The organism is Rapidithrix thailandica (assembly GCF_039710355.1).
Classification (GTDB): domain Bacteria; phylum Bacteroidota; class Bacteroidia; order Cytophagales; family Flammeovirgaceae; genus Rapidithrix; species Rapidithrix thailandica.
This window is the reverse complement of the sequence record NZ_JBDKWZ010000008.1, coordinates 125,103-148,385: the sequence shown is the minus strand read 5'-3', so window position 1 is coordinate 148,385 and position 23,283 is coordinate 125,103. Positions and strand designations below refer to the sequence as shown.

Sequence of the window (23,283 nt, the reverse complement as noted above, 5' to 3'; positions counted from 1 at the left end):
TTTAGTTTAAAAGGTTTCCTACACTCCAATCGATTTTATTGCCTGTTGTGTTTACCTGCCCGTTGATCCGGAAAGCGCTGCCGGCAGGTCCACTGAGTAAGATTTCAGGCGTACTGTTCAGTGAAAGATCATCGTATCCAAAATGCGTCAAGCCCGCGCCTGCAAGTGTAAGCACCAGGTCTGCCGCATTGGTTTTGGTAATGCGTATGTCAATATTGCTTTTTGCCGACACATTCTGAAAGGTGATCGTTTGTGCAGTTTTGGTAGTACTGTATTCTGCCATAATCCGGTTGTGTTTTTGGCAATTAACCGTTATGCTTGCCGCATCCGTTACCGGTACCGTCAGCCCCTTGGCGAGGTCCTCTACAAACTTGCGGGGAACCCAAGCATACCAAGCCAAATCATCAAAATTCACTCCGGCCGGATTCGTCTTACTCGTTTCGCCAAATCCTCGGTATCCAGCACCCTCTTTTACATCCCGCTTGTCCCAAAACTCTATCCCATCTCGATAGAAGAGCATTTCAAAAGCAGAATCTTTTGCAATTCTTGTTCCCCGGTCACCATAAATAATAAGTGATGACAACCCATGTATCCCATCGTTTGCAGAAAGTAGTACTGTAGGGTTCACAATATTAGTAGGCTTATTCACCCATAATCTGGCGAATTGTGCGTTATGCTCTGTTTTAAAATCAAACCGGTCTCTTTTTATATAGGCAGTTAAAGTGCCTTTGCTCGCTTTATCCGGGTCTGAATCATTGTTAAAATCCAGACTCTTATTCTCCAAGCCAAGTATCCAAGCTGTACCTGATTCATTTATGAAGTTGATGGAATAAAGAAGGTCATTGAAACGCTGAGCAGCATCCGTCTTATTGGTTTTACCCTTTCCGGTATCGGATTCAAATACGCTTGCCCCAGGGAAGATATAAGGGTTGTTAGTAGACAGGTTAGCAGCAGTGTCTACCAAATAATTAACCGCCTCCAAATGTTTATCCCCTACTATGGTGATAATTCTCGTACCGTCTGGGGAATGAGCACTGTCTTTTACTTGATAATACCAGCCTCCTCCTTCTACTGTATTACTAAAGTCAATCGTTTTTGCTTTTAATCCATCTGGGGCTTTCTTCAGTTTACTGACTGCTTCCTGCACCGTAGCAAAAGTGTAAATTTGATTCAAACTAAGTTGCCGGATATATCTATACTCCTTCTCCGACACAGTTGTTTTCAACACGATAAACCCGTCATCCGTACTGGCTGTATCGGAAGCATCGTATTCAAAAAAAGCATCCTCCTCCTTTACATAATACTTTTGCTTGTCAGTAGGAGAAGCAAAACCACGCAAAGCGTCTTTAGTATCAAATTCTCCGGAGAGGATTTCTTTTTGTTTCTGAAGCTGTTCTTTGAACAGCTTCAACCGGGTTTGTTCACTTACCTTTTTGTTCTTGTTCGAAAGGTTCGCTTCGGAAGCATCCAGGATTTCCGTAAAGTCATCCAGGGCTAAGTTCACTTTTTCATTTAGCGCTGATATGGGCTTGCCGTTAACTGCCATTTTCTTCTAATAGTTTAGCTCCATTGAATTCTAAAAGTCGTACTTTCCCATCTTCCAACAGGCGGAAGTTCCCTCCTTCCCCAAAGGGGCTGCCGTCCACACTTTCCACTAGCTCCACACGCATGATGTCCTGCACCAGGTCGTATTGCCAATGATTGATAATGAACTGCCTACCGGGGTTAAAGACCACATCTTCCAGGTAGTCGAAAAGTTGCAAGAGGGAACTTTCAACCTCCCCGTTCAGCAACTGCCAACTCCGGAAATGCTCCGAAATCATATTGTCAGCCAGGATATCCAGTAGCTTTTGAGCTTCTGATACACCTCTTCGGAACCATAAGTTGGTATTGTTGCCATCCGGAAGCAACAAGGCACTTTTATACAAAGTCTTTTTCCCGGGATGGTCCGGAGCATCCCCGTGCAATACCTCAATATCCCCGGGCACATACTCACTCGGGTAGCCTTCATTTTTCAGAAAATAGGATTGCGTTTTATACGCTTTCAAGGCGTTGGGAAAAAAATGCAAACTGGCTTCGGCTATTTGCAATTCCCGAATAGTGTAATCACTGGTAATGGGTTGGTAGAAAATTAACTGTATGGTTTCATCTTGGGCCGGGAGGAGTAAAAAGGTTTTCTCTACGGTAGTGAAGCTGTCAAAATTGTTGGTTTCAATGGTCAATACCTCCCGTACCTCTCTGAAATACCCGTTTGCCCCGGCATAATAATTTCCATATTTTATTTCATAGGGCACGCTTACGTTCACCCCGTCCCGGGGAAAACTGTAAGTGATTAATTTGAATTTGAACTTTACAACAATCCGGCTATTCTTGGCCGAAGGGTTGGTATTCAAACGTAAAGGACGGCTTTTGATAGAACCGGCCGCATTCAAATCCTCCACAAAGTTTTGAATTCCTACGGCCCGCTTTTCATCTTCATCCGGCAGGCCTCGTTTTTGGATTTCCGTATTGGAGATCCAGTTGTTGAGTTGCGAATCATTCTCCCAAGCGGCATCAGTAAAGTCCCCGTCCAATATCAGGCTATCACTGGTTTTTAAATCCTGTACAACTTTGATACTTTTAAAGGCCTCCCGCATTTCCAATACAGGCGTGTTTTGTACCAATAATATACGTTTGACAGGCTCTGAAAGAGTCCCGGTAAAAGCCCTTCCCGGGTTTCTTGTGAAGGTGAAATGATCGGAGCCATCCAGTTTGTATTTATGAACCGTATAGGAGCCGGACATCTTTTTGATATTTAAAAAGTGCCAACTTCCATTCCACTGAAACAACCTGCAGCCGAATGAAGCCGCCACCTTTTCCAACACTTCGTAGCAGTTCATTCCTTGGTAGGCTTCCGTATTCACATAGGTTTGTTGTAAGACACTTCCGTTTTCGTCCTGGTTTTTTTCATAAACATTGATTGCCTCCTCTATATACATATCCTGAGAGTCCGGCATTTTGTCAAAGCAAATCTTCAACACCTCCAATAAGGGTTTATCTCCCTTTACCTGGCTACCGTCCACGTTCAGAAAATCCAGTTTTTTCAACTGTGCCAAGCCGTCTGTGCTTTGGATGCTGGCATGGTACGGAGGATTGGCATAGGCTTCCGAATACACGGCCGGGACTACATACCCCGTGTATAACAAGACATCGCCGTACACATTAACCGTGTAACTGGTAACGGCTTCATTGGTAACTCCCTCTATAAAGGTCACCTGCTTCCGGTCAGTTGACACACTGGCAACCGTATAGGTACCCACATTCACCCCACTGCCGAAGCTTACTTTATCCCCGGTCTTTATATCGCCAATGGTCTTTTCTAAATTCGCGGTTCGGGTACCTGCATCAAAACTAACCCCCACTGTTTCATCAAATACTTTGTAGGCCTCTTTTTTGATCAAGTCTACTTTCCGGGTAAAATCTCCTCCCTCAAAGATTTCCAGAAATTCAAAGTGGGTTTCAGACAGTACGTTCACCGCCAGGGCGCAAGCTTTGATAGGTGTGTATTTATCATCCCCTTGCTTTTTAAAGGTATGTGAGGCATTGGTTAATTTAAGTTCATTGACACCGCCCGAATAATAGTTTTCCAAAATGCTTACCTTATACGAATAGCCGTGCCGGTCGGTAAATTCTGCCTTCCACTTTTCGCTATAGGTACGGGCCAATTCTATACGAAAGCTTGCCGAATCCTGACAGTTCTCATCATCCTTCACCTTTACCGTATACTCTCCTTCCGAAAGGCCTGTAAATACATTGGAACTCTGCCAAGTGTTACCATTATCCAAACTGTATACTATCGGTCCATGGGAGGATGTGGCTGTAATGGTAGCCGTGCCGTCTGCAGCACCCGGTAAGCTTTCTTTACTTACCTCAATGGGTTGTTGTATGGCGGCATCACAGACAATTCCGGTACAGGTTGGGCTTTCAAATTCCTCTCTTTTAATCGCATAGGGAAATTCCTGGCGGGCATTGAAGTACACAAGGTTATTGCCATCGCAAAATTGATAAGGCAAGGGCTCCTCTTGGTTGGGCCACATCTGATCCGTAGGGATAGGCGGTCCGGTAGTGGCAATGGCATCTCCCGGTTCATTCGGGTAAAGGGGTTTGTTAAAATGCACATTCACCTGAATAAACCCGAAATTAGGTTCCCACATCACTGTGACATACTCCGGACCTACTCCGCGAATGTTGAAGTAAAAATAATGATCTCCGTAAATATTGAACCGGACCAAGGGAGGCGGGTCAGGTATCTCTGGTTTGCCGGGCGGGTCTTTGGGGTCTGTCATATCGCAAAGAGTAATATTCAATATTTTATTCAAAAATAAGATATTTTCCTATTTTTTATTCATTTTTATGAATATATTCAATATTATATTTAATTACACACTTCACTTCGATAACTATGAAAACCACACAGACACTATCCAGACATCCCGACCTTAGCGCAGAGGAAATCATCAATGATTTGATTTCTATAGAAGATCCCAACCAGATGCGGGAAGACTTACACGAATTATTTATTGCTTTCTTTTTGCATTTTGACAGGCCAAGTCCGGATTTTAAGGACCGGGTATTCAACACCTATACGGCCTTGCGGAAAATGCTGAACCAATGTTCCGCCTATCAAGTCGAAAAGGAGGTGACCGGATGAATGCCTTACAAGTATTCCAGTATGAGGGTGACAACATCACTTTTCAGACTGAGAACGGAATCATGATTAACGCTACCCAGATGGCAAAGCCTTTTGGAAAGAGACCTATTGATTGGTTAAGATTACCATCAACAATGGAGTATATTACTACTTTAAGCACTGTGAGAAAATCTCACAGTGACCCTAATACTCTTGTAAAGCGTATGAATGGAGGTAAGAATCCAGGCACCTGGTTACACGAAGATGTGGCCTTGGAATTTGCCCGTTGGCTTTCTCCCGGCTTTGCCATCTGGTGCAATGACCGGATCAAAGAATTGCTTAAACACGGGATGACGGCCACTCCCCAAACTATCGAGAGTCTGTTAGACAATCCGGATATACTCATTTCTACTTTACAGAAGTTAAAGGAGGAAAGAAACGCCAAACTGGCTGCAGAGAAAAAAGTACAACAACTCCGTCCCAAAGCCGAGCTGATGGAAAAGGTATTGGATTCGGATAGGTTGATTGATATAGGCCAGGCTGCCAAGGTGTTGGGTTTGCCCTTTGGCCGCAATACCATGTTCAAGAAATTACGCGAGCGGGGTATCTTATTCAAGACCAAAAACGAACCCAAGCAAGAGTATATCCAACGAGGCTACTTTCTGTTAAAAGAGAAGTTTATCCAGCCCAATACCCGGGAGGGCTTTGTAGTGCTGAAAGTGCTGGTCACCCAAAAGGGTTTGGAGTTTTTGGGTAAGTTGTTTTCAGTAGTGGGTACTACCAAGAAGATTGGTTTTATATGAAAAGTGGTATGTTAAAACAAAAACCTCCCGGTAGTTGATCGGGAGTTTTTTTTTAACTCGTAAAATCATTAAACCGGTTGGCTTTGTCCAAGGTGACGACCAGGTCTTGCCCTTGAATCCGGAACTCGCCCGATACTTTTACATCTTGTGAGCCGCCCATATTGCTGAGGATATCCTGTGTTTTGCGGGCATTGTAGATCCGGCTGGGGCCGGTGACTTCCAGCTCCGGGCCGTTTTCTCCTACCAGCCGGAGACCTCCCAGGTGATCCCCACCCCCGGCAAATGCAGGAATGGCTTTTTCAAACAAAGCGGTAGCCGCTGCTCCCGCTGCAGCTGCAATGGGTATCGCAAAAGGACCGGCTATTCCCAGAGACTTGAAGGTATTACTGATCACTGCCGCCACTCCTTCGGCAATAAAGGCTTTGATAATGCCCCGGATGGATTCTTTAATGCTTTGTGCTCCACTGGCTACGGCTTGTACTGCATTGCCCACACTGGCTGCCATACTCTCGCCAAACTTTTGCCATACCGGATTGACTTCCTCCATTTTCCCGGCCATTTCCCCGATCTGTTCCGTTACGGCGGCAAACTGCTCTTGCGTTTGGATCAGTCCGTTATCAATCAGGTTCCGGATACCTTGCTGCATCAAGGATTGCTTCTCTGCCGTGGCATTATAGCTTTCCCCTAATAGTTGAGCCTTGGTATTGATCAGGTCAAATTGCCCGGCCAAAGCGCCAAGCTCTTGCCCCAAGCCTCCGTCAGTTTCTTGTTTACCTAGGTTAAGACCTGGCAGTTGCGGTACATTGGTTTGTAAGGTTTGTAAGGAATTTCTTTTAACTCGGTCTGTATTGTAGCTTTTATACTTGGGAGCGAGGGGAATCGTCTTGTTATCGTCCTTCGTTTTGTCGTCCTCCTTTTTATCCTCGTCTTTTACCTTCTCATCTACCTTGTCAATGGCCTTTGCTACATCTTCAAAGCTTTTCGCTAATTCTTCATTGGATTGTTTTCCTTTTTCCCCCTTGCCTATCAAATCATCGATAAATTGTATAGACTTATCCTTTACAGAATCGATGGTCTCAATGATACCTTCAAAGCTGAACCCCTCTCCAAAAATTGATTTTAACCCAGGAATCTTACCGGAAAGGTTGTTTACCAGTGATTCTGCCATCATGACGACATCTTTTACAATCCCCGCCAAGGTGATGGGTATAATTTTAAAAGTACTGAGAAAAAAGCTTTTGATAGATATCCACATACCTTTCCAATTACCTGTAAACAGATTGGAAAAGATGTTGAAAACGTCCAACAGCCTACCGAATACGATCCCTGCTATTTCCCCCAACCGTGCGAATTTCTGTACAAAAATATCAACGATGTCATTTCCAAACTTGTCCCATACTTTTGAAAAGAAAGAGATGATGGTTTTAATGTTTTCAAATGCCGTTTTAATTCGCTCTTTCAGAGCTTCAAAAGTCTTGGAACCTGATCCCGTCGTAAAGTAGGCTTTAATTTTATCCCAATTGGCAATGATCAAAGCCACGGCTCCGGCAACTGCCGCTACGGCAATTCCTACAGGACCGGTGAGGGCCGCAAAGGCCGCTCCCAATCCGCCTATTCCTGAGGCAAGACCAATCACGGAAGAAAGGCTACTGGCAAAGGCACCTATGGCCAACACAATAGGCCCAATGGCTGCGGCAACCCCTCCCAGAATGGTTCCTAACTTTAAGATTGAGGGGTTAGCCTGGCTGAGTTGGCGCACTACTTCTGCAAACTTCTTTACTACCTTGGTGGCAAAGTCCAACAGGCCACTGTCTGCGATGGCGATTTGCAACCCTTCCCAGGCGGACTGAAACTCTTTGACCGCCCCGGCAAAGCCTTTCATACGGGTCTCGGCCAGCTCCTGGGCACTTACCTTTTCAATTTCCGAAGCCAAGTCGTTGAAAGCGTCCTTCCCTGTACGGGCCAGTTGGATACCGGTACGCATAGCATCTGCTCCAAAAAGGATACTGGCATTATTCAATCGTTGCTCTTCGGTGAGGCCTGAAAATGCCTTTTCCAGTTGCCCGGCAATTTCTCCCATGGGTTTCATTTTTCCCGTAGCCGTATCAAAGAATTCAAGGCCAAGCTCTTTCATCAGGTTTTTGGCTTGTTTGGTAGGTGCTCCGATCCGTTGCAGGAAAGTTTTTAGGGAAGTACCCGCATCCGAACCGGATTTAAAAGCTACGGAAGTAGCCGCTAATGCCGCATTCAAATCCAGGAACTCTACCCCCACGCCCCCGGCTACCCCTCCTACCTGGGCAATGGCTTCGCTATAGTCTTGAAAGCCAAACTTCGATTTGTTGGTAGCTCCTGCCACCAGGTTCACCGCATCGCTGGCACTAAGCGATTCGTCCTCGAACTGTTTCAATACATCGGTCAAAAGGTCGGCAGCCGGGGCCAACTCTCCCCCAACGGCTGCCGCCAGGTTCAGGGTAGCCTGTCCCAGCCCTCCCTCTAAAATATCGCCTGCGTTTTTCCCGTTGCGGGCCAGGGTTTCAAAAGCAGCAGAGGCTTCCGAAGCCGAAAACTGAGTAGTGGAACCCAAGAGTTTGGCTTCATCCCTTAGCCTCTGCAAGTCTTCTCCGGTAGCCTGGGAGATGGCCGCTACCCGGTTCATTCCGGCTTCAAAATCCCCGGCCGCTTTGAGGGTAGAAGCCGCAAAAGCAGCCAAAGGCGCCGTCACTCCTAGGGTAAGCCCCTGGCCTATCTTCTGCATATTACTTCCGAACTGGCTCAACTGGCGTTGGGCTTTGCTTATGTTCTTTTCAAACTGGGTAATGTCCATTCCCAGGAGAACAGACATATTGATAAGTCCTTGCGCAGGCATATTACTTTACTTTTCCTTCTTTTTTTAATCGTTCGTATAAGGCTTTTACTTTTTGTTGCCGTGAGTGGATGGCTTCTTGGTCACCGGGAAGGGTCAGGATGTCTTCCGGTTGATAAGGGCTTATTTTTTTCTTGGTATCCCGGTGGATGTTGACCATGTAGGTGATCATCAAACGGGTTTGTTGCCATTCGTTTTCCTGCTTTCGCTGCTCCTTCCGTCTGTATCCTTCGAGAGCATTGAAAAAATTACGGGGAGTCCAGTGTTTGAAATCCTTCAATGAAACACCCAACTCCCCAAGGGCTATACTTTCAAAATCATCGTATCTTAAGTAGCCTTTGGTGCTACCCTCCTCTGAGCCGGTTTTTTTTTGCCGTTTTCTTGAGGAGAGTTTGCATGAACTACCGTCATGATCCTTTCCATATCATTCAAAGAATACCAACTGGATACTTCCTCCAAGGAATAGTCAAACTCCTTTTTGGCGACAAAGGCACCGGCTTTTAACATTGCATAAACCAAGTGCCTGAAGGGTCCGAGCCTTCCCGTATTTTTGCTTATGGTACTCAAGTAATCAAGTACTCCTTGGTCTGTGGCTTCTTCAAAGAAGGCCATCGCATTCATATCGAATGCAACTGCTCTTTCTTCACCTCCTAATTCAATAGTTTTCATGTTTCACTGATTTAAGCTTTTGCAGCAATGGTCGGCTTTCCGACTAACTGTAGGGATGCGGAGTAAGTAGCGACTTCCTCTACAGGAGCAGTGGCCGAATAACTTGTGAGGTATGCATCACAAATAAATTCCGTATCCCCGGTTTGGTCTGTACCGTACCGGACTTTCAGGCGTTTGCTATTCTTCCAAATGTCCAGGTACTGGGTCCAGTTGATAGGATTGTTGTAAATGATCAGTCCCTCAATATCCATGGTTCCGGACTTCTTACCCGGTACGGCATCGTAGAAGTCACCGTCTTGCTTACAGGTTGCTTCCACCATGGCGGTTTCCAGGTTCAGGGTGGAATCGGTGGCACAGCCTACTTCCTGTTCATTTCCGGCCCCTAACGGATCATCATCGATGAACAGCTTTATATTCTTCCCAATAATTTTTCCTGTGGTTGGCATAGCTGGTTGAAAGTTTAGTGTTTATAAAATACTTTATAGCTCTGTGACTTACCGTAGAGCTTTGCTTGCTCACTGGCATTGTCTTTTTCTCCATTATAGGAGATGGATAATTCTTTGCCCTTTACCGTGCCGCTGTAATCGTCTATTACTTTCCGGACCCGTTGCCCTATTTGCTCGGTTTCACCATAGTTTTTGGAAAAGATCAATAAAGAAATATCCACCTCGTCCAGGTATTCCCCGTTTACTTTACAGCTTTTGGGTTGGGTGTTGGCGATGGAATAAGCAATCACCGGCATACCGGTACCCTGTGGAATCATTTGGGGAAACATACGCTTTCCGATGATCCCGGAGAGGGTGGCATCATTTACCAGTAATTCTCTGACGGCATCTCCGATCATTTGTACTTCTTGGCTACTTTTTGAAATTCGTTTCCAAACTCCTTGAACATGACTTGTTCCATTTGTCCTTTGGACTCCTGGTAAGCGGGCTGCATGAATGGTTGGGGCTTTACCGGAGCTACCTCTTTGGCAAATACCAATACTCCGTCCACTTCAAAAACCAGGTATTCCCCTTTTGTGGGCTTCCGCTTCTTCGTTCCAAATTCAATCAAATGAGCGTGAAACCCTTTGTGGCTTCCCCGGGTGCGGGGTCCTGCCCAAATCCCGGCTTTTAGGTTTTTCTTTCGCTCGCTGCTTTTGCTCACAAAGGTCCCGATGGACTTTCGCAAATTTCCCGTATCCCCTTTGGGGGCTTTGGACTTTGCCGAACGCACCAACGGCTTGGCCGCTTTACGCATCGTCCCTTCAATCACTTTTTTTGTCATGCGGTTGTCCATGTCTTTGAGCATCCGCTTGGCTTGTTCCCAGTTTTTTAGCTTAACTCCCATCCCAAAAACCCGAATCTTTTTTCTCTGTAATGATTTCCAATCCTTCCCGCCTTCCGATCTCCTTTACATCGAGGATGTTGTACAAGGCATTGCGGTATACAATCCTCATTTTTTCATCGGTAGTGGAAGTAAGCCCGGGCAAATACCGGATTTGAAAGATGTGTTCCGATACGGCCACTTGTTGATGGGCTTCAAAGCGTTCGTTGCCTTTTGTTTGTCTACTCTCAGCATTCACCGCCGCCCATACACTGGCCAGCACTTCCCAGGTTTTGATTTCCTGACCGTAGTCGTCCTGGGTCACCGTAAAGCGTTCCAGGGTGATTCTTCTATCGAGTTTTCCGGCTTGCATCAAAAGCGCATTTGACGGTAGGGCATGATTAGCAATTCACTGGCACGGGGCAACAAGTTAGCCGCCCGTTTGTCTTCCCGGTGGGCATAGCCCGCGCCAACAAACAGCTTAATGGCTTGCTTGATGGCCTCCGGTATATCGCTGGCATTCGCTCCGAATCCTGCCGTAAAGGTTACCTCTACCGCGTTCATGCGTTCATAGGTGGCAGGCCAGGAATCTACCGCCCGGAGCAAAGCCGGGCGGCTGTTCAGATCCTGGTCGATGGCTGAAGCTGGTAAGATGGTTTCTTGATTGTCTTCATCGAAATACTTGATTTCCACAAGACTCAATACCTTCCCCTTGGGCAGCTCGATCACCTCCGGAAAGGTATCGTAATACGCTTTCCAGGTGGTTTCGATCAAGCTGATTTCACAGTAGTTTTCTACCTGCTGTCTGCCCGTGGTGATCAAAGAGCCGATCAAGGCATCTTCTACCGTAAAGATGTCCTCTATACGGAGTTGTGCCTTGGCCTCTTCCAAACTAAGCGGTTCGCTTCCGGGTCCGCTGCCGATGACTACTGCTTTGGGGTACATTACTTTTTACTTGCTCTTGCGCTTTTACCTTCCTCTTGAAATTTTTCCAAATCCTCTTGGGATGCTTTTGCAGCGTGACGGGTTTCAATCCAGGTTTGCCCGTTGGCAAAAGACACATCCGCCACAGCGCCTTTTGCAAAAGGGCCGTCCACATGTGCGGTTTCTTTTAAGAATTTTACAATCATATCTCGTAGGGTTACGCTGGGTGATCCAAATATTTAATGGCCCCGACTCCCGCATCGATCAGACGGCTATCGTAACGGGCAAAAAGACCCATTCCGATTTGATCCGTTTCGATGTAGATGTGTTCGGAGCGCTTCAGGTAAGGGTTGCCCGCCTGACGCACCTTGAACTTATTGAAGTCGCCAAAGAGTACCGACTTGGTACTTGCCCCGATATCCGCCATATCGTCATTGATTTGATAAGGCTTTTTCAGAATGGTATCGGGTTCACCGTCCTTGAGTCCGGGCAACCAAATGTAGTCCCCCTCGTTGTTTTTCAATTTCTTGATGGCTTTCAGGGTGTTGTCATTGAACATAAACAACCCGTTCCTCCGGTAAGCCGAAGGTACCGCATGTAAGAGGTCAATCAACTCGTCCCCGGTAATGGTATTGTTGGCGGCAGCGGTGGTTCCGGCAGCAGCGGCCGTTACCACTCCTTGCGGTTGGTTGGTGCCGGTTCCCAAGGTCAAATACTGGTTCACAATCCGGGCGATCCGCTCTAAAAACAAATCGTTGATCAGGCCGGGAATATCAAAAAAGGAGTCGTCCAACAATTCCTGAGTAATCGGCAGAAAATCCGAAGTGAATTTGTAGGCCGACAATGCCTTATTGGTAAAAGTAATCGGAGTAGTGCCCTGTGATGCATCTCCTTTCTCTCCAATCATTCTCCCCTTATTGTCAATATCATTCACCTCCGGGTAGTTGATAGGGTTGCCGGTAGTGGTCTTGCGCAAACCGGCTACGGCCAGTACCCCGCCAAATTCCAAAAGGGCCTTTTCGATTTCCCCGGCAAAGCCCGTAGGGATGGTATAACCCCCTTCGCCCGGAGTGGTAGATTGTCTTTTTTCCTCAACCAATAGGGGTTGTAGTACGGAACGCTCCTCGTTATTCAGGCTTAAGACACCTCCGCACACATATTTGGCAAAGACATCCATTTGCCTTTTCTCTAACTTTTTTGGGTCTTGCTCCTCCCTTTTGGAACCGGGTACGGGCTCCTGTTTTTTTGCATTTTCCTTGTTGAGTTCATCAAGCCGCTCTTGCCGCTCAATGTCTTCGGTGAGTTTGACCACCTCGTTATCGATCTGGTCCCACTGCTGAGACTCTTCAGTGCTGAGGGACCGTTTTTCTTCGTTCGCCTTGTCGTTGATTTCATTCATTTTTACGACCAGCGAGGCGCGCTGTTCGCGCAGTTCTTTAAGTCTCGGCATAGCTGTTTGAAAGTTTAGTTTATTTGTAAAAGCCTTAATCTGCGTTGCCGGGCTTCGGCTTCTCTTTTATAAGCCTCCTCCGGATGTTGTTTTTGCTTTTTGAAAGCGTCCAATGAGCGAAGCGTCACTTCGGTTTGCTGATAAGCCGGAAACACTACCGGTCCCACATCCCGCACCACGGAAATCTTTTTAACATACCGGATGATACGCCCCTCTTTGTCCTCTTCCCAACGGTCGTCCGCTACCCGGAACATAAAGGAAGATCCGTAGATATCGCCCCGCTCGATCTCAATGATCAAATCATTGCCGGCAGAGTTGCCCGGGTTTTCAAACTCGTATCTGAAGCCCCGTTTGTCAAGGGACAAACTCAGGGTATTGGAACGTGTGCGGGCCAACAAGAAATTGACATTGTGGTTTTTCACACAGACCACATCCTCCATGTCCGCTTCGTCAAAAGCCCCGGGTTCGATGATTTCCCGGAAGCCGCCCAGAGGTTGGGAAAGTTCTTCAAACACGGCCGCGTATCCGGAGATCTTGGCCGGGCCATCGTCTCGCTTCTCCACTTGGATACTCTCCTGAAAAACCCTGGTTTCAAATTCTTTATTCTGGTTGCTCATGGCCCACGTTTTTAAGTTCTTGCATGTTTAACTGAATGGTGTATTTGTCCCCTCCCGGTATGTCCTGGTCGTAGTCCTCCAAGGCCGCTACCTGGTTGCGGTTCATCCAACCGTTTTGTACTGCGGAACTGTAGAACTCCGCCCGGGTTTTGGAATCCCCCCGTAGCAATACGCCCAAATTAAACTTGGGGTAATAGGTACTTTTTCCGGTACCCGGATCAAATGCCTTCTCGTCTTCGCGCAGGAGTTTTTCCTTAATCTCCTGTTCCCAGTTGGTGACATGGGGCAAAAGGGAATCTCCTACATATTCAATCGACTGGTGTTCGATGTTGGAAAAAGTGGCCCGGCTGAGGTCATAGATTTTATGCGGAGGCACTCCGTATATCTGACATACCTCGATGCCGCTGTACTGCCGGCTTTCCAAAAACTGCGCGTCTTTCAAAGGCATGGTGACCGGTACAAAGGTGGCCCCGTCTTCCAATACCGGAGTACTCCAGGATTTGTGCAACCCCCGGTATTTGTCCGTCCAACTCTTGGACAGCCGGTCCACTTGCTCGGTAGAATCCAGCTTTTTCCCTTCCGGCATTTTGATAAAACCGGAGAAGTTAGACCCTCTGCCATAGAAGCGCTCTGCCGTTTTCTTGGCCGCCATGCCTAAGCCCAGGGTTTCCCGGTGGTAGGTAATCATGGACATGCCCTCGATGCCGTTCATCGAAGGCCCTTTGAGATGAAACATATCATCGGCATGCAGTACATAGCTGGCAAGTTTCCCATCGGGCAATACCTCGTTCACATCGTAGTAGATTTCATCGTCTACCATTTTGATCTGTACATAATCCGGATTGGCGATCAGTTTCAACTGCGTAGGTTGGGCGGCCCCGTTGCGGATGATCCGCGCATAGCCATTCCCCTTGAGCAGCGCATGCCGGGTAAGGGTTTGGCGAAACACATAGGGGGTCATCCAACCATTAGGCTTGGACTTCATCAGGTAATGGGCCGGATGGTAGAAGGCGATTTTCTTGCCTTGCTTGCTCCGCTTGTACATATTGAAAGGCAGCTTGGCCAGGTCCTGCGAAAGCAAATTGATACAACGCCAGGCGGCCGCATAGGAAAGCGTAGCATCCGAGTTGACCCGTACCCCCGCATCTGTTTTACTCCCCCCGTCAAACCACTCCAACAGCTTTTTTTGCTCTTGGGTAAGCGATTGCGAGCGGGCACTGTAATCCGTAGCCCATACAAACTTGTCCCATACCCGTTGAAAAAAAGCCTTTTCCATTCAATAAAATGAATATATTCAAAATTTTGTTTGATATGGCTAATATAATAGTTTAAGTTGATATGAAAATATTTTTAATCAATAAATTCTATAATTAATGAAAAAGCAGAAGGAACAAGAAGAAATCACCAGTGTAGGGTTCTTAGGAGAGCAAATTCCGGTAGAAGTATATTGGAAGATTGTAGGGAAGAAGGGGTAAGCTTGGAATATTATTTTGTAGAAATTTGGAATATTTTTCCGGTGGTTGTGGAAAACCCCTCTCAGGTTTTATGGGACTTGAGAGGGGTTTTTAGGTGGAAGCTTTTTAGCCGTTCTATAAACGTTAGTTACGTTGTTAATAAACCTAAATATAGGTATAAGGTATTGTTTTTTTTTAAAATTAAACTATACATTTATTCCTACTTATTTATTCTGTATAAGAGCTTTTGCTAGTATGAAAGTATTTTAAACTCTGTATAAGCTATTTAAAATAGATTATTTTGTTTATAAACAAGTTTGGGTTATTAAATTATGTGGACACTTGATAAAATAAAGAAATATATAGAAGATGGGGTTGAGGAAAATATACACCTTGATTATAAGGGAGCAGGCTCTTTAGCTAAATCAACCGAAAAAAAGAAGGAAATCTCTAAAGATGTAAGCGCTTTTGCAAATTCTGATGGAGGAACTATCATATATGGAGTAAAAGAATTTGATGATTTGGATAAAAATCATATTCCTGAGAAAATTGACCCTATAAATGGAAAAGATTTTTCAAAAGAGAGGCTAGAACAAATTATAAATAGTACAATTTCTCCGACAATTCAAAACATTCGGATTACACCAATTCAAACTGGTGATAAGGAACACAATTTGGTCATCTATGTTGTTGAAATTCCCAAAAGCAACACTGCACACCAAATGAATGATAAACGATATTATAAAAGATATAATTTTCAATCAATCGCAATGGAAGATTGGGAGATTAAAGATATAATAAATCGTTTAGCCAGAACCCAGGTCAAACTTTCATTTGAGTATAATCCTTCTATAATAACCGAGCATACAAAAACAATCACAATAAGTATTTGGGTTCACAACATAGGTAGTAAAGTCATAAAATATTTAGACTGTATTGTATATGGAGACCCTTGTGCTGCTGAAAATATAAGTAAACCATTTTGTGACAATTTCTCGCCAGTTGATATACATTTTTCAAATCTTATTGTAAATAAAGTAACAATAGATAACAATACTTTCGAAACAAACTCTTATAGAGAGGTTATTCTTCCAAATATCAAATGTAAAATTGGTCATCTAGAAATTAAAAAAGAATTTGTAAAAGAAGACAATAAACTTACCTTTCAAATTTCCACAGAAGACAATGTAGAATACATTCCATTCAATGGAAAGGAAATATATTAACACCATTAAATTTCAAAAATGACAATCACTGATTCAAATTGAATGGTTTAAATTAAGGGCACTTAGTATAACAATGGGATAAGGCATAGAGTGAAAATGATTTAGTTCTAAGCAAATTATAAGTACACAACTTTAAAATGCCCTAAAATCCATATTCGAACCAATAACCCATTCTTTTTCTATAGAATAGTTATTATCCCCTATCACACACTCACTACCCCTCGGTCATTATAAGGATTGGAAAGAGGTGGGTGGAAGGTCATCCATTCGCCTAGGAACATGACGGCCGCTACGGGGCCGTCTACTTTTTTGCCGGATTTCTTTTTGTCGATCTTGATGTTTTCGGCCGGATCGGAAACAATTACGACATTGCTCCTCATCCAACGCATTACCCCATTCCCACAGTGCTCTATCATACCACCTACAATCTATTTAGTTTGCTACATTAAACATTTGATACTCAATAAACCTAGATGTAGAGATTAGGGCGATGGCTATTTTTTATAAAAAAAACATATATTAGTTTCTACCTATTAAATAGTACAACAAATAATTAACCAAAAGAATTGAAGTTATGACTACCACCATTTTGATAATTGTAAGTAGTATCCTAATAATCGGTATACTAATAGCAATTCTCGTTAGGAGCTTAAAAAAAAGTAAAGGTTTAAACGCCATTATTGCAGACTATCGAGAAAGATACCAGAATATTATTGACGTTGATGAGGAGATTAACAAACGTAAAAAAGAATTTACTCAAGAGGCAGAAAACTATCAAAAAGAAATCGCAGAACACAAACAAAAACTAAGCTCTTTAAAAGAAAAATATATAGCTGCGAATAAGGTCTTTGAAGATTTAACTTACCAAAATAATCTACTTAAGGACTCTTTAGAAATTACTGAATTCGGTGTTTATGAACCTCACTTTGATTTAGAAACATCTGCTGATTATAAGCAGAAAATGACTGAAAACAAAGAGAAACAAAAACAGCTTATTAAAGATGAGTCCGCTGCAGTATGTAACACTCCTTGGGCTGTTGGGGATAGTCGCAAAAAAGGAGAGATAATGATCAGAAAGGCGATAAAGTTAACTTTAAGGGCTTTTAATGGTGAGTGTGATTCTTTGATTTCAAAAGTTCGTTGGAATAATATTGAACAATATGAAAAAAGAATTCAAAAAACATTTGATGCGATTAACAAATTGAATTCATCACAAGACATTCACATCCAAGAAAAGTTTTTACAATTAAAAATTGATGAATTAAGATTAACACATGAATATGAATTAAAAAAATACGAAGAAAAAGAAGAGCAAAGGCGTATACGTGAACAAATGCGAGAGGAAGAAAAGGCCAGGCGTGATTTTGAAAAGGCCCGAAAAGATGCTGAAAAAGAAGAGAAGATGTTACAACAGGCTATGAAAAAAGCACAAGAAGAAATTTCTAAAGCGTCCGAGGAAGAGCGCGCCAAATATGAAGCCCAGCTTGCTGAATTGCAAAGCAAATTACAAGAAGCTGAAGAGAAAAATCAAAGGGCAATTTCAATGGCACAACAAACTAAGTCGGGCCATGTATATGTCATTTCTAATGTTGGTTCGTTTGGAAAAAATATTTATAAGATTGGAATGACAAGACGCTTAGAGCCTTTGGATAGAGTAAACGAACTAGGAGATGCATCGGTACCTTTTAAATTTGACGTACATGCAATGATTTATTCAGAAAATGCACCTGAACTAGAAAATGAATTACACAAAACATTTAACAAAAACAGACTAAACCAGGTAAATCTCCGAAGGGAGTATTTTGATGTTTCTCTTGACAAAATAGAAAAAGTAGTGAAAGAAAATCATGGCGAAATTGAATTTATCAAAGAAGCAGAGGCAAAAGAATTTAGAGAAAGTTTAATTATAAAACGAAAGTTAGAGGCTGATGAAGAACCCGTTTTAGTTAAAGAAACTTATCCTGATGCAAATGACCTGTTTGATGACGAATAAAAAGTACGACAATACAAACCCAACCTTTCCTTCTTCCAGAAAAGAGGGAAAGGTTTACCCGTCACACACTCACTACCCCTCGGTCATTATAAGGATTGGAAAGAGGTGGATGGAAGGTCATCCATTCGCCTAGGGACATGACGGCAGCTACGGCACCGTCTACTTTTTTGCCGGATTTCTTTTTGTCGATCTTGATGTTTTCGGCCGGGTCGGAAACAATCACGACATTGCCCATCATCCAACGCATTACCCCGTTCCCACAGTGCTCTATCATACCACCTACTATCATCTTTTCAAAGGTCTTGGTAGGCTGGCTCATCGTCTTGAAACCTTGCCGGAATTCAGAGGTCTCTACGCCTTCCTCTTGCAACTTGGCGACAATATTGGTGGCCTCCCAAGGGTCGTAGGCGATGGACTGTACATCGTAGGCTTTGGTAGAGTCCAGGATAAAGTCAATGATAAAATCGTCATCGCGGACGTTGCCGGGAGTTTCGATCAAATAGCCCTGCTCTACCCAACGGTTGTAGGGCGTCATCTTGTTTTCGATGGCTTGCTTAACGGTTTCCTCCGGAACAAAAAAGAACATAAGCAGAAAGCCGCTTTTGTTGTCTTCATTGGGAAAGAAAAGGGAGTAGGCGTTGATGTCTTGCACCTTGGCAAGGTCCAGCCCTCCGAAGCATTTACGGCCTTTGAGGTATTCCAATAAATCGTGCTGACTCCTGCGGGCTTTCCATTTCTCGTCACTGATCCAGGTTTCCCCGTCTGAAGTCCATATGCCCAGGTGCAGGCGCTTAAAGGTGTTTTCATAAGACTTCATCACCAGTGCCTTTTTGCACTCCTTTTCCATATAGCTTTGCTTGAGCGAAATCCCCAGGTTGGGATTGGCCATCACCCACTTTTCCGGGTCTTTCCAGTCGTCCGGATGGTCCAGGGTGAAGATCATACCAAACCAGGAATCGTCTTCAAAGCCTTCCTTTCTCTCCAATACGGCAATGGTGTAGTCGCGGTGATGGAAACAAATGCTATTGGTATCGCGGCCGGCCGTGGTGATTTCGAAAATTAAAGGCTGATCGCGGGCACCGGTGGCGGTAGAGATAATATCGACCACTCCGGCATCTTTGTGGGCGTGTAGCTCGTCAATGATGGCACAGTGCACGTTGAGCCCGTCCATGGTGTCGGAGTCGGCACCCAGGGGTTCAAACTTGCTATCCAGTTTGGGAATGGAAATATTGTTGGTAAGCACATTCGCCCGGCTTTTGAGGGCAGGGCTTTTCTGAATGTATTTCTTGGCATCGGTAAAGGAGAGTTTGGCCTGGTCTTTTTTGGTGGCCGCGCTGTATACCTCAGCGCCAAACTCCCCGTCTGCATAGAGCATGTACAAGGCGATGCCTGCCGCCAATCCGGTTTTTCCATTCTTCCGGGGGATTTCGATATAGGCGGTTTGGAACCTGCGCAGGTCCGTATCCTCATACACCCAGCCGAAGAGGTTCCATATGATAAAATGTTGAAAGGGGGAAAGCTCGAAGGGCTTCCCGGCAAAGCTGCCTTTCCAATGGCGGATGAATTGGAAAAAGTCGATGGCATGCCAAGCCGCGTCTTCATCGAACACAATGCCCCGCTCGTGGGCATGTTCCAGGTCTTCAAGGTAGCGCTCTACTGCGAGCTTGACGTATCGGTTTGCTTGGGTCTTCCCCGATTGTATATCCAGGGCGTATTGATGGGCTGGGCTTTCATACATTTTGTTCAGAGATCAGTGACAACTCCGCCTGAGCGGATCAGGGCGATTACTTTTTTCTTTTCCGTTTCATGTATTCCTCAAAAGGGTCTTCGGGCTCTTCCTCCTCAATGATGTTGAGCTTGGCCCGGTCGGTAGGATTGAGACCGAAGAGTTTGAAACGTTTCATGGCGTTTTCCTGGGCTTTGTTGGCCAGGGCCACCTCCGGGCGCTGGGCTTTGCATTTGACAAAGATCTCACCCGTGGCCGTAGTCCCCATGATGTCGTATACATAGCCTTCTTTTTTGAGTTCCTTTTCAAAGTCCAGGTATTTGCCGTATTCGTGGCAGGCCGTTTCCAGCTCGTTGATATCAAAGGTGGTCAGTATCTTTTTGTCTACCAGTAGTTGCGAAAGCTTCTTGTACAGCTTTTTGCCCGTGTTGTTCATCCAGGCGGGAGGCTTGGGGACCTCCGCCAACTTCTCGGGCTGTATGCTGTCCTTTTGCTTCCGGTCGGGCCGGTCGGTGCCTTGTAGTTCTTTTAGCTTGTCCGGTTTGCGTTCAAATTTCTTGTATGGGTCATCCATTGTTTGTCCAGGTTTACCAGTTCTTTCCAATCCATATTTTTATCCGCAATCACCCAAAGTTCCGTAGGGGCTACTTCGTCCCCGCCAAAGTAAGGGCCTACCCGATAGCCATACCAAGGGGTCTTTTGCTGTTTGGATACGGTGTGGTAATGCTTGCCTTGTACGTAAAAGTGGTAAGCCTCGCCATCGTCCACAATCTTCAGACGGTAAGGAAGCCCCCGGTGACATTCGAGAACATGCTTGTTGGCAACTTCCGGATAGATGGCTTGTTTGTCGCCATCGTGTACATAATAACCGATTTCCCAGGTACCCGACTCCGGCAGGTAGCGCCAACCGAAACGGGCGGAAAACTTCTGAGGGTTTAGGCCCCAAACGATGCCCGGAAATTTGTTCCAATCCTTTTGGTTGTGGTTGCCCAAATGGTATTCCGTCATCACGCCAAAGACTACCGTATATTCCACGGTGACGCTGCGTTTGCCAAAGCGGAGTACAGGGCCTCTGAAGCTGTAAGGCGGCCACTTGGGAAAGTGCTTGCCCGGTTTGATAATATACGTTTTCATGCTTGATGTCTTTCTTTTCCCGATTTGCGATTGTGACAGCCGGCACAGAGAGTTTCCAGGTTGTGCGGGTCCCAGAAGTCGCCCCCTTGCCGTACGGCTTGGATATGGTCAATGGCGTGGTCGCGGGGCTTTTCCCCTACGGCCGTAAGTACTCCCTTGCGCTTGCAAGCCTGGCAGAGGTAATTGTCCCGGATTAGGATTTGCCGGGCCAGTTTGCGCCAACGGCTTGTATGGTAAAATTTACTTTTTTCCTTTCTTCCCGCTTGTCTCCCGGTCTTTTGGGACCTGGCCCACCATCGTTCCCGTTTCTTTTTGATCAATCGCGGCATATATAGTTAAAATCTATTGAAAATAATTTTTCATAAAAATAGTTGATTTTTCTTTATTTTATTCATTATTTTTACTAAAACATTCAAAATATTGAATATAATCAATAAATTAAACTAATCGACAGCTATGGGAAAATTCTGGCAAACCATTAAACGGCCCTTGATCCGGTTCGCATTTCAGATTGTAGAGGAAGAGGTAGAGCAGAAAATTGCCGAAATCAAAGACGAATACATCAAGAAAGCGGCCGCGGGCAGTCTGGACCTTGCGGCGAATTATACCGGCTTACTGACGGACAACAATCCTAACGACAAAGAGCAGGTGAGTGAGTTCTTTAAACAGAATACGGACATGCACATCACCGTAGGAGCCGACTCCCTGCGAGCGGCCGCGGTGCAAATCCCCAAGGAAGAGATTCAAAAGAGGGCTTTGCAGGCCATCTCTCTTGCCGAAATGGTGTTAAAAGAGGCTTACTAAGCTTGAATTCATGTGATTTTGGTTAACAAACTGTAAAAAGCCCGGTACGCACGGGCTTTTTCACTTTATATAAAATGCTTAGAACCGTGTACCATACGATAAACAATTTCCTTGAATTCAAATTTACCCTGGCTTATATGTTTTTGCAGTCGCAGGCAACATTGACCAACCCGGACACCATCGGCTATTTGGTGGAGAAGGCCATTGCCATTGCGGTGTTGATCTGGATTGTGCACGATTTGAAAAAGTCTAAGAAGGAGACTTCGGAGGCAAACCTGAAGGAAGTACAGGAGCTACGGAAAGAACACCGGGAAGAAATGCAGGCCCAACGGGAGGGCTATGAAAAGTACGTTGAATACATGGCGAGGGTGCACAAGGAACAAATGGAAATGCTTAAAAATATATTGAAAGATGAAAGTAAGTAAACATTTCTACCTTCAGGAATTTTTGCCCAAACGGGAATACGAGCTGTTTGGCCCCCGGGCTTTGGAAATAGGCTTGATTTCCCGGACGGCTATTCAAATGGCCCAATTTGTACGGGAGTACTTTGCCCGGCCGGTACGGATCAACGATTGGCATGTAGGCGGCCGGTTTCAATACCGGGGCTTCCGGCCATGGGATTGTAACGTAGGCGCGAATTACAGTTTGCACCGCCTGGGACTGGCGGATGATTTGGACGTGCTCGGGCTAGAGGCGGAAGAGGTGCGGCAGGAGATCATTCAAAAGCCTGCGGTGTTTAAAGCTGCGGGAATCACCACCCTTGAGGCGAATGTCAATTGGCTGCATATAGATAGCCGGCCGGTAAATCAAGCCGAAATTTTGATTGTAAACGGATAGTACCATTTAGGAGTGAACGAATTATAAACCCCATTGGCCTTGCCTGTGGGGTTTATTTATCTAATGATATTTGTTAATAAAATTAATATTTGCTAATTTTTTGAGCAATTAAATTCAATTACCTACAATCCGTCACAAAAAAACTCCTAAATATATTCACTATCATGGGTAACATAAAGAAGGTCCTCAAGAAGGAGGTAGTATTACTAAAGGCAGAAAACCGGCTATTGAAAAAGCGTGTGGCCACCTTGGTTGAACTTCTAAGTTTGAAACAGGAAATTATCGTACAGCAGAAATCGGTAATAGAAAACCCCAGGGGGATTCCTTGAAGGGACAATCCCCACATTTTACGGGGATAATTGTTGGTCAATTTTTACTAAATGTATTAATATCTGCCTTTATTGGTTTTTTCAAATCGGACATAATAAAATCATACATAAAAATTGATTCAAGTCCAAAGTAGGTGCAGATCCTAGTTTCAATTTCATCTAAGTTCATGGACTTATTAAGAAACCCTATATTAATAAGCTCTTCAATATCAAACCTTGATTTGATAAATTCTTCTTTGGTCATTGACTTCTCTTAGTTAGAATTAATAGGACAAAATCTCACTTTTATTAATCATTCTGCCTCAAAAAAAGAGACGTTGAGGCCTTCTATTCTTTTTCTTGAGTTACAATTTTTTCAATTACTTCTATATGGGTTAAGCTTTTGAAAGCTAATAAGTTTAAATTATATGTGCAACACCTTGGCTATTATCCTCTTAAAAGAATATCTTTATTTCTATGTATTTTCTTGTATAAGAA

The 23,283-nt window shown here is 44.7% G+C and carries 27 protein-coding genes; 7 read left to right on the top strand and 20 right to left on the bottom strand.

Annotated features, from left to right (window positions below; genetic code table 11):
* Nucleotide 1: 1 nt before the first annotated feature.
* Both AAG747_RS15480 and AAG747_RS15475 read right to left on the bottom strand, forming a co-directional pair.
* Nucleotides 2–1,546 (bottom strand): hypothetical protein, encoded by a 1,545-nt coding sequence (locus AAG747_RS15480; RefSeq protein WP_346822101.1) that lies wholly within the window; start codon nt 1,544–1,546, stop codon nt 2–4.
* Complete coding sequence (locus AAG747_RS15475; RefSeq protein WP_346822100.1) at nt 1,536–4,358, bottom strand: hypothetical protein; 2,823 nt, start codon at nt 4,356–4,358, stop codon at nt 1,536–1,538. The genes AAG747_RS15480 and AAG747_RS15475 overlap by 11 nt, the downstream gene beginning before the upstream one ends.
* An 83-nt stretch (nt 4,359–4,441) precedes the next feature.
* Between AAG747_RS15475 and AAG747_RS15470 the strand changes: the two genes are divergently transcribed.
* Both AAG747_RS15470 and AAG747_RS15465 read left to right on the top strand, forming a co-directional pair.
* The gene (locus AAG747_RS15470) at nt 4,442–4,690 is read left to right on the top strand and encodes a hypothetical protein (protein WP_346822099.1); all 249 of its coding nucleotides are present in this window, start codon (nt 4,442–4,444) and stop codon (nt 4,688–4,690) included.
* Nucleotides 4,651–5,472 (top strand): phage antirepressor KilAC domain-containing protein, encoded by an 822-nt coding sequence (locus AAG747_RS15465; protein WP_346822098.1) that lies wholly within the window; start codon nt 4,651–4,653, stop codon nt 5,470–5,472. Before AAG747_RS15470 ends, AAG747_RS15465 begins: the two co-directional genes overlap by 40 nt.
* Nucleotides 5,473–5,524: 52 nt before the next feature.
* Here the strand turns inward: AAG747_RS15465 and AAG747_RS15460 are convergent, their stop codons facing one another.
* The 12 genes from AAG747_RS15460 to AAG747_RS15405 are packed head-to-tail and all read right to left on the bottom strand — an operon-like array spanning nt 5,525 to nt 14,579.
* Nucleotides 5,525–8,338, bottom strand: a complete 2,814-nt coding sequence (locus AAG747_RS15460) for a phage tail tape measure protein (protein WP_346822097.1) — start codon at nt 8,336–8,338, stop codon at nt 5,525–5,527.
* Between the two features lies 1 nt (nt 8,339).
* Entirely contained in the window at nt 8,340–8,615 is a 276-nt protein-coding gene (locus AAG747_RS15455) for a hypothetical protein (RefSeq protein ID WP_346822096.1), read from the bottom strand.
* Between the two features lie 47 nt (nt 8,616–8,662).
* Nucleotides 8,663–9,004: a hypothetical protein gene (locus AAG747_RS15450; RefSeq protein ID WP_346822095.1), complete on the bottom strand. Its 342-nt coding sequence runs from the start codon at nt 9,002–9,004 to the stop codon at nt 8,663–8,665.
* 11 nt (nt 9,005–9,015) lie between these two features.
* On the bottom strand, nt 9,016–9,450 hold the full coding sequence (locus tag AAG747_RS15445) for a phage tail tube protein (protein WP_346822094.1): 435 nt from the start codon (nt 9,448–9,450) through the stop codon (nt 9,016–9,018).
* Nucleotides 9,451–9,464: 14 nt separating this feature from the next.
* A complete protein-coding gene (gene gp17, locus AAG747_RS15440) occupies nt 9,465–9,848 on the bottom strand; it encodes a tail completion protein gp17 (protein ID WP_346822093.1) in 384 nt (127 codons plus the stop codon).
* Nucleotides 9,845–10,336 (bottom strand): HK97-gp10 family putative phage morphogenesis protein, encoded by a 492-nt coding sequence (locus AAG747_RS15435; protein ID WP_346822092.1) that lies wholly within the window; start codon nt 10,334–10,336, stop codon nt 9,845–9,847. Before AAG747_RS15435 ends, gp17 begins: the two co-directional genes overlap by 4 nt.
* Nucleotides 10,326–10,685 (bottom strand): phage head closure protein, encoded by a 360-nt coding sequence (locus AAG747_RS15430; RefSeq protein ID WP_346822091.1) that lies wholly within the window; start codon nt 10,683–10,685, stop codon nt 10,326–10,328. The genes AAG747_RS15435 and AAG747_RS15430 overlap by 11 nt, the downstream gene beginning before the upstream one ends.
* Complete coding sequence (locus AAG747_RS15425; protein WP_346822090.1) at nt 10,685–11,257, bottom strand: head-tail connector protein; 573 nt, start codon at nt 11,255–11,257, stop codon at nt 10,685–10,687. Before AAG747_RS15425 ends, AAG747_RS15430 begins: the two co-directional genes overlap by 1 nt.
* Nucleotides 11,257–11,442, bottom strand: coding sequence for a hypothetical protein (locus tag AAG747_RS15420; RefSeq protein ID WP_346822089.1), 186 nt, complete (start codon nt 11,440–11,442; stop codon nt 11,257–11,259). Before AAG747_RS15420 ends, AAG747_RS15425 begins: the two co-directional genes overlap by 1 nt.
* A gap of 11 nt (nt 11,443–11,453) precedes the next feature.
* On the bottom strand, nt 11,454–12,686 hold the full coding sequence (locus AAG747_RS15415; protein ID WP_346822088.1) for a phage major capsid protein: 1,233 nt from the start codon (nt 12,684–12,686) through the stop codon (nt 11,454–11,456).
* Between the two features lie 14 nt (nt 12,687–12,700).
* Nucleotides 12,701–13,303, bottom strand: coding sequence for an HK97 family phage prohead protease (locus AAG747_RS15410; protein ID WP_346822087.1), 603 nt, complete (start codon nt 13,301–13,303; stop codon nt 12,701–12,703).
* Nucleotides 13,287–14,579 carry a phage portal protein gene (locus AAG747_RS15405; RefSeq protein WP_346822086.1) on the bottom strand — a complete coding sequence of 431 codons (1,293 nt, stop codon included), beginning with the start codon at nt 14,577–14,579 and terminating at the stop codon, nt 13,287–13,289. The genes AAG747_RS15410 and AAG747_RS15405 overlap by 17 nt, the downstream gene beginning before the upstream one ends.
* A gap of 510 nt (nt 14,580–15,089) precedes the next feature.
* Here AAG747_RS15405 and AAG747_RS15400 point away from each other — a divergent pair.
* On the top strand, nt 15,090–15,983 hold the full coding sequence (locus AAG747_RS15400) for an AlbA family DNA-binding domain-containing protein (protein WP_346822085.1): 894 nt from the start codon (nt 15,090–15,092) through the stop codon (nt 15,981–15,983).
* A gap of 203 nt (nt 15,984–16,186) precedes the next feature.
* Here the strand turns inward: AAG747_RS15400 and AAG747_RS15395 are convergent, their stop codons facing one another.
* Nucleotides 16,187–16,399, bottom strand: a complete 213-nt coding sequence (locus tag AAG747_RS15395) for a terminase TerL endonuclease subunit (protein WP_346822084.1) — start codon at nt 16,397–16,399, stop codon at nt 16,187–16,189.
* A gap of 158 nt (nt 16,400–16,557) precedes the next feature.
* On the opposite strand from AAG747_RS15395, the gene AAG747_RS15390 reads away from it, so the two are divergent.
* Nucleotides 16,558–17,976: an SNIPE associated domain-containing protein gene (locus AAG747_RS15390; protein ID WP_346822083.1), complete on the top strand. Its 1,419-nt coding sequence runs from the start codon at nt 16,558–16,560 to the stop codon at nt 17,974–17,976.
* A gap of 61 nt (nt 17,977–18,037) precedes the next feature.
* Here the strand turns inward: AAG747_RS15390 and AAG747_RS15385 are convergent, their stop codons facing one another.
* The 4 genes from AAG747_RS15385 to AAG747_RS15370 are packed head-to-tail and all read right to left on the bottom strand — an operon-like array spanning nt 18,038 to nt 21,165.
* Entirely contained in the window at nt 18,038–19,714 is a 1,677-nt protein-coding gene (locus AAG747_RS15385; protein ID WP_346822082.1) for a terminase large subunit, read from the bottom strand.
* A gap of 46 nt (nt 19,715–19,760) precedes the next feature.
* Nucleotides 19,761–20,276, bottom strand: coding sequence for a phage terminase small subunit P27 family (locus AAG747_RS15380; protein WP_346822081.1), 516 nt, complete (start codon nt 20,274–20,276; stop codon nt 19,761–19,763).
* Nucleotides 20,231–20,836, bottom strand: a complete 606-nt coding sequence (locus tag AAG747_RS15375) for a hypothetical protein (protein WP_346822080.1) — start codon at nt 20,834–20,836, stop codon at nt 20,231–20,233. The genes AAG747_RS15380 and AAG747_RS15375 overlap by 46 nt, the downstream gene beginning before the upstream one ends.
* On the bottom strand, nt 20,833–21,165 hold the full coding sequence (locus tag AAG747_RS15370; protein ID WP_346822079.1) for an HNH endonuclease: 333 nt from the start codon (nt 21,163–21,165) through the stop codon (nt 20,833–20,835). Before AAG747_RS15370 ends, AAG747_RS15375 begins: the two co-directional genes overlap by 4 nt.
* 127 nt (nt 21,166–21,292) lie before the next feature.
* On the opposite strand from AAG747_RS15370, the gene AAG747_RS15365 reads away from it, so the two are divergent.
* From AAG747_RS15365 to AAG747_RS15355, 3 genes are all read left to right on the top strand, one after another.
* Nucleotides 21,293–21,640, top strand: coding sequence for a hypothetical protein (locus AAG747_RS15365; RefSeq protein WP_346822078.1), 348 nt, complete (start codon nt 21,293–21,295; stop codon nt 21,638–21,640).
* 74 nt (nt 21,641–21,714) lie between these two features.
* Nucleotides 21,715–22,065 carry a hypothetical protein gene (locus tag AAG747_RS15360; RefSeq protein ID WP_346822077.1) on the top strand — a complete coding sequence of 117 codons (351 nt, stop codon included), beginning with the start codon at nt 21,715–21,717 and terminating at the stop codon, nt 22,063–22,065.
* On the top strand, nt 22,052–22,477 hold the full coding sequence (locus tag AAG747_RS15355) for a hypothetical protein (RefSeq protein WP_346822076.1): 426 nt from the start codon (nt 22,052–22,054) through the stop codon (nt 22,475–22,477). The genes AAG747_RS15360 and AAG747_RS15355 overlap by 14 nt, the downstream gene beginning before the upstream one ends.
* Before the next feature lie 366 nt (nt 22,478–22,843).
* Here the strand turns inward: AAG747_RS15355 and AAG747_RS15350 are convergent, their stop codons facing one another.
* Complete coding sequence (locus tag AAG747_RS15350) at nt 22,844–23,050, bottom strand: hypothetical protein (RefSeq protein ID WP_346822075.1); 207 nt, start codon at nt 23,048–23,050, stop codon at nt 22,844–22,846.
* Between the last annotated feature and the right edge of the window lie 233 nt (nt 23,051–23,283).

Excerpts from the sequence above, each read along its gene's own strand:
- AAG747_RS15480 (WP_346822101.1), bottom strand. The coding sequence starts at position 1,546 with ATGGCAGTTAACGGCAAGCCCATATCAGCGCTAAATGAAAAAGTGAAC.
- AAG747_RS15470 (WP_346822099.1), top strand. The coding sequence starts at position 4,442 with ATGAAAACCACACAGACACTATCCAGACATCCCGACCTTAGCGCAGAG.
- AAG747_RS15465 (WP_346822098.1), top strand. The coding sequence starts at position 4,651 with ATGTTCCGCCTATCAAGTCGAAAAGGAGGTGACCGGATGAATGCCTTA.
- AAG747_RS15460 (WP_346822097.1), bottom strand. The coding sequence starts at position 8,338 with ATGCCTGCGCAAGGACTTATCAATATGTCTGTTCTCCTGGGAATGGAC.
- AAG747_RS15450 (WP_346822095.1), bottom strand. The coding sequence starts at position 9,004 with ATGAAAACTATTGAATTAGGAGGTGAAGAAAGAGCAGTTGCATTCGAT.
- AAG747_RS15445 (WP_346822094.1), bottom strand. The coding sequence starts at position 9,450 with ATGCCAACCACAGGAAAAATTATTGGGAAGAATATAAAGCTGTTCATC.
- gp17 (WP_346822093.1), bottom strand. The coding sequence starts at position 9,848 with ATGATCGGAGATGCCGTCAGAGAATTACTGGTAAATGATGCCACCCTC.
- AAG747_RS15435 (WP_346822092.1), bottom strand. The coding sequence starts at position 10,336 with ATGGGAGTTAAGCTAAAAAACTGGGAACAAGCCAAGCGGATGCTCAAA.
- AAG747_RS15430 (WP_346822091.1), bottom strand. The coding sequence starts at position 10,685 with ATGCAAGCCGGAAAACTCGATAGAAGAATCACCCTGGAACGCTTTACG.
- AAG747_RS15425 (WP_346822090.1), bottom strand. The coding sequence starts at position 11,257 with ATGTACCCCAAAGCAGTAGTCATCGGCAGCGGACCCGGAAGCGAACCG.
- AAG747_RS15420 (WP_346822089.1), bottom strand. The coding sequence starts at position 11,442 with ATGATTGTAAAATTCTTAAAAGAAACCGCACATGTGGACGGCCCTTTT.
- AAG747_RS15415 (WP_346822088.1), bottom strand. The coding sequence starts at position 12,686 with ATGCCGAGACTTAAAGAACTGCGCGAACAGCGCGCCTCGCTGGTCGTA.
- AAG747_RS15410 (WP_346822087.1), bottom strand. The coding sequence starts at position 13,303 with ATGAGCAACCAGAATAAAGAATTTGAAACCAGGGTTTTTCAGGAGAGT.
- AAG747_RS15405 (WP_346822086.1), bottom strand. The coding sequence starts at position 14,579 with ATGGAAAAGGCTTTTTTTCAACGGGTATGGGACAAGTTTGTATGGGCT.
- AAG747_RS15400 (WP_346822085.1), top strand. The coding sequence starts at position 15,090 with ATGTGGACACTTGATAAAATAAAGAAATATATAGAAGATGGGGTTGAG.
- AAG747_RS15395 (WP_346822084.1), bottom strand. The coding sequence starts at position 16,399 with ATGATAGAGCACTGTGGGAATGGGGTAATGCGTTGGATGAGGAGCAAT.
- AAG747_RS15390 (WP_346822083.1), top strand. The coding sequence starts at position 16,558 with ATGACTACCACCATTTTGATAATTGTAAGTAGTATCCTAATAATCGGT.
- AAG747_RS15385 (WP_346822082.1), bottom strand. The coding sequence starts at position 19,714 with ATGTATGAAAGCCCAGCCCATCAATACGCCCTGGATATACAATCGGGG.
- AAG747_RS15380 (WP_346822081.1), bottom strand. The coding sequence starts at position 20,276 with ATGGATGACCCATACAAGAAATTTGAACGCAAACCGGACAAGCTAAAA.
- AAG747_RS15375 (WP_346822080.1), bottom strand. The coding sequence starts at position 20,836 with ATGAAAACGTATATTATCAAACCGGGCAAGCACTTTCCCAAGTGGCCG.
- AAG747_RS15370 (WP_346822079.1), bottom strand. The coding sequence starts at position 21,165 with ATGCCGCGATTGATCAAAAAGAAACGGGAACGATGGTGGGCCAGGTCC.
- AAG747_RS15365 (WP_346822078.1), top strand. The coding sequence starts at position 21,293 with ATGGGAAAATTCTGGCAAACCATTAAACGGCCCTTGATCCGGTTCGCA.
- AAG747_RS15360 (WP_346822077.1), top strand. The coding sequence starts at position 21,715 with ATGCTTAGAACCGTGTACCATACGATAAACAATTTCCTTGAATTCAAA.
- AAG747_RS15355 (WP_346822076.1), top strand. The coding sequence starts at position 22,052 with ATGAAAGTAAGTAAACATTTCTACCTTCAGGAATTTTTGCCCAAACGG.
- AAG747_RS15350 (WP_346822075.1), bottom strand. The coding sequence starts at position 23,050 with ATGACCAAAGAAGAATTTATCAAATCAAGGTTTGATATTGAAGAGCTT.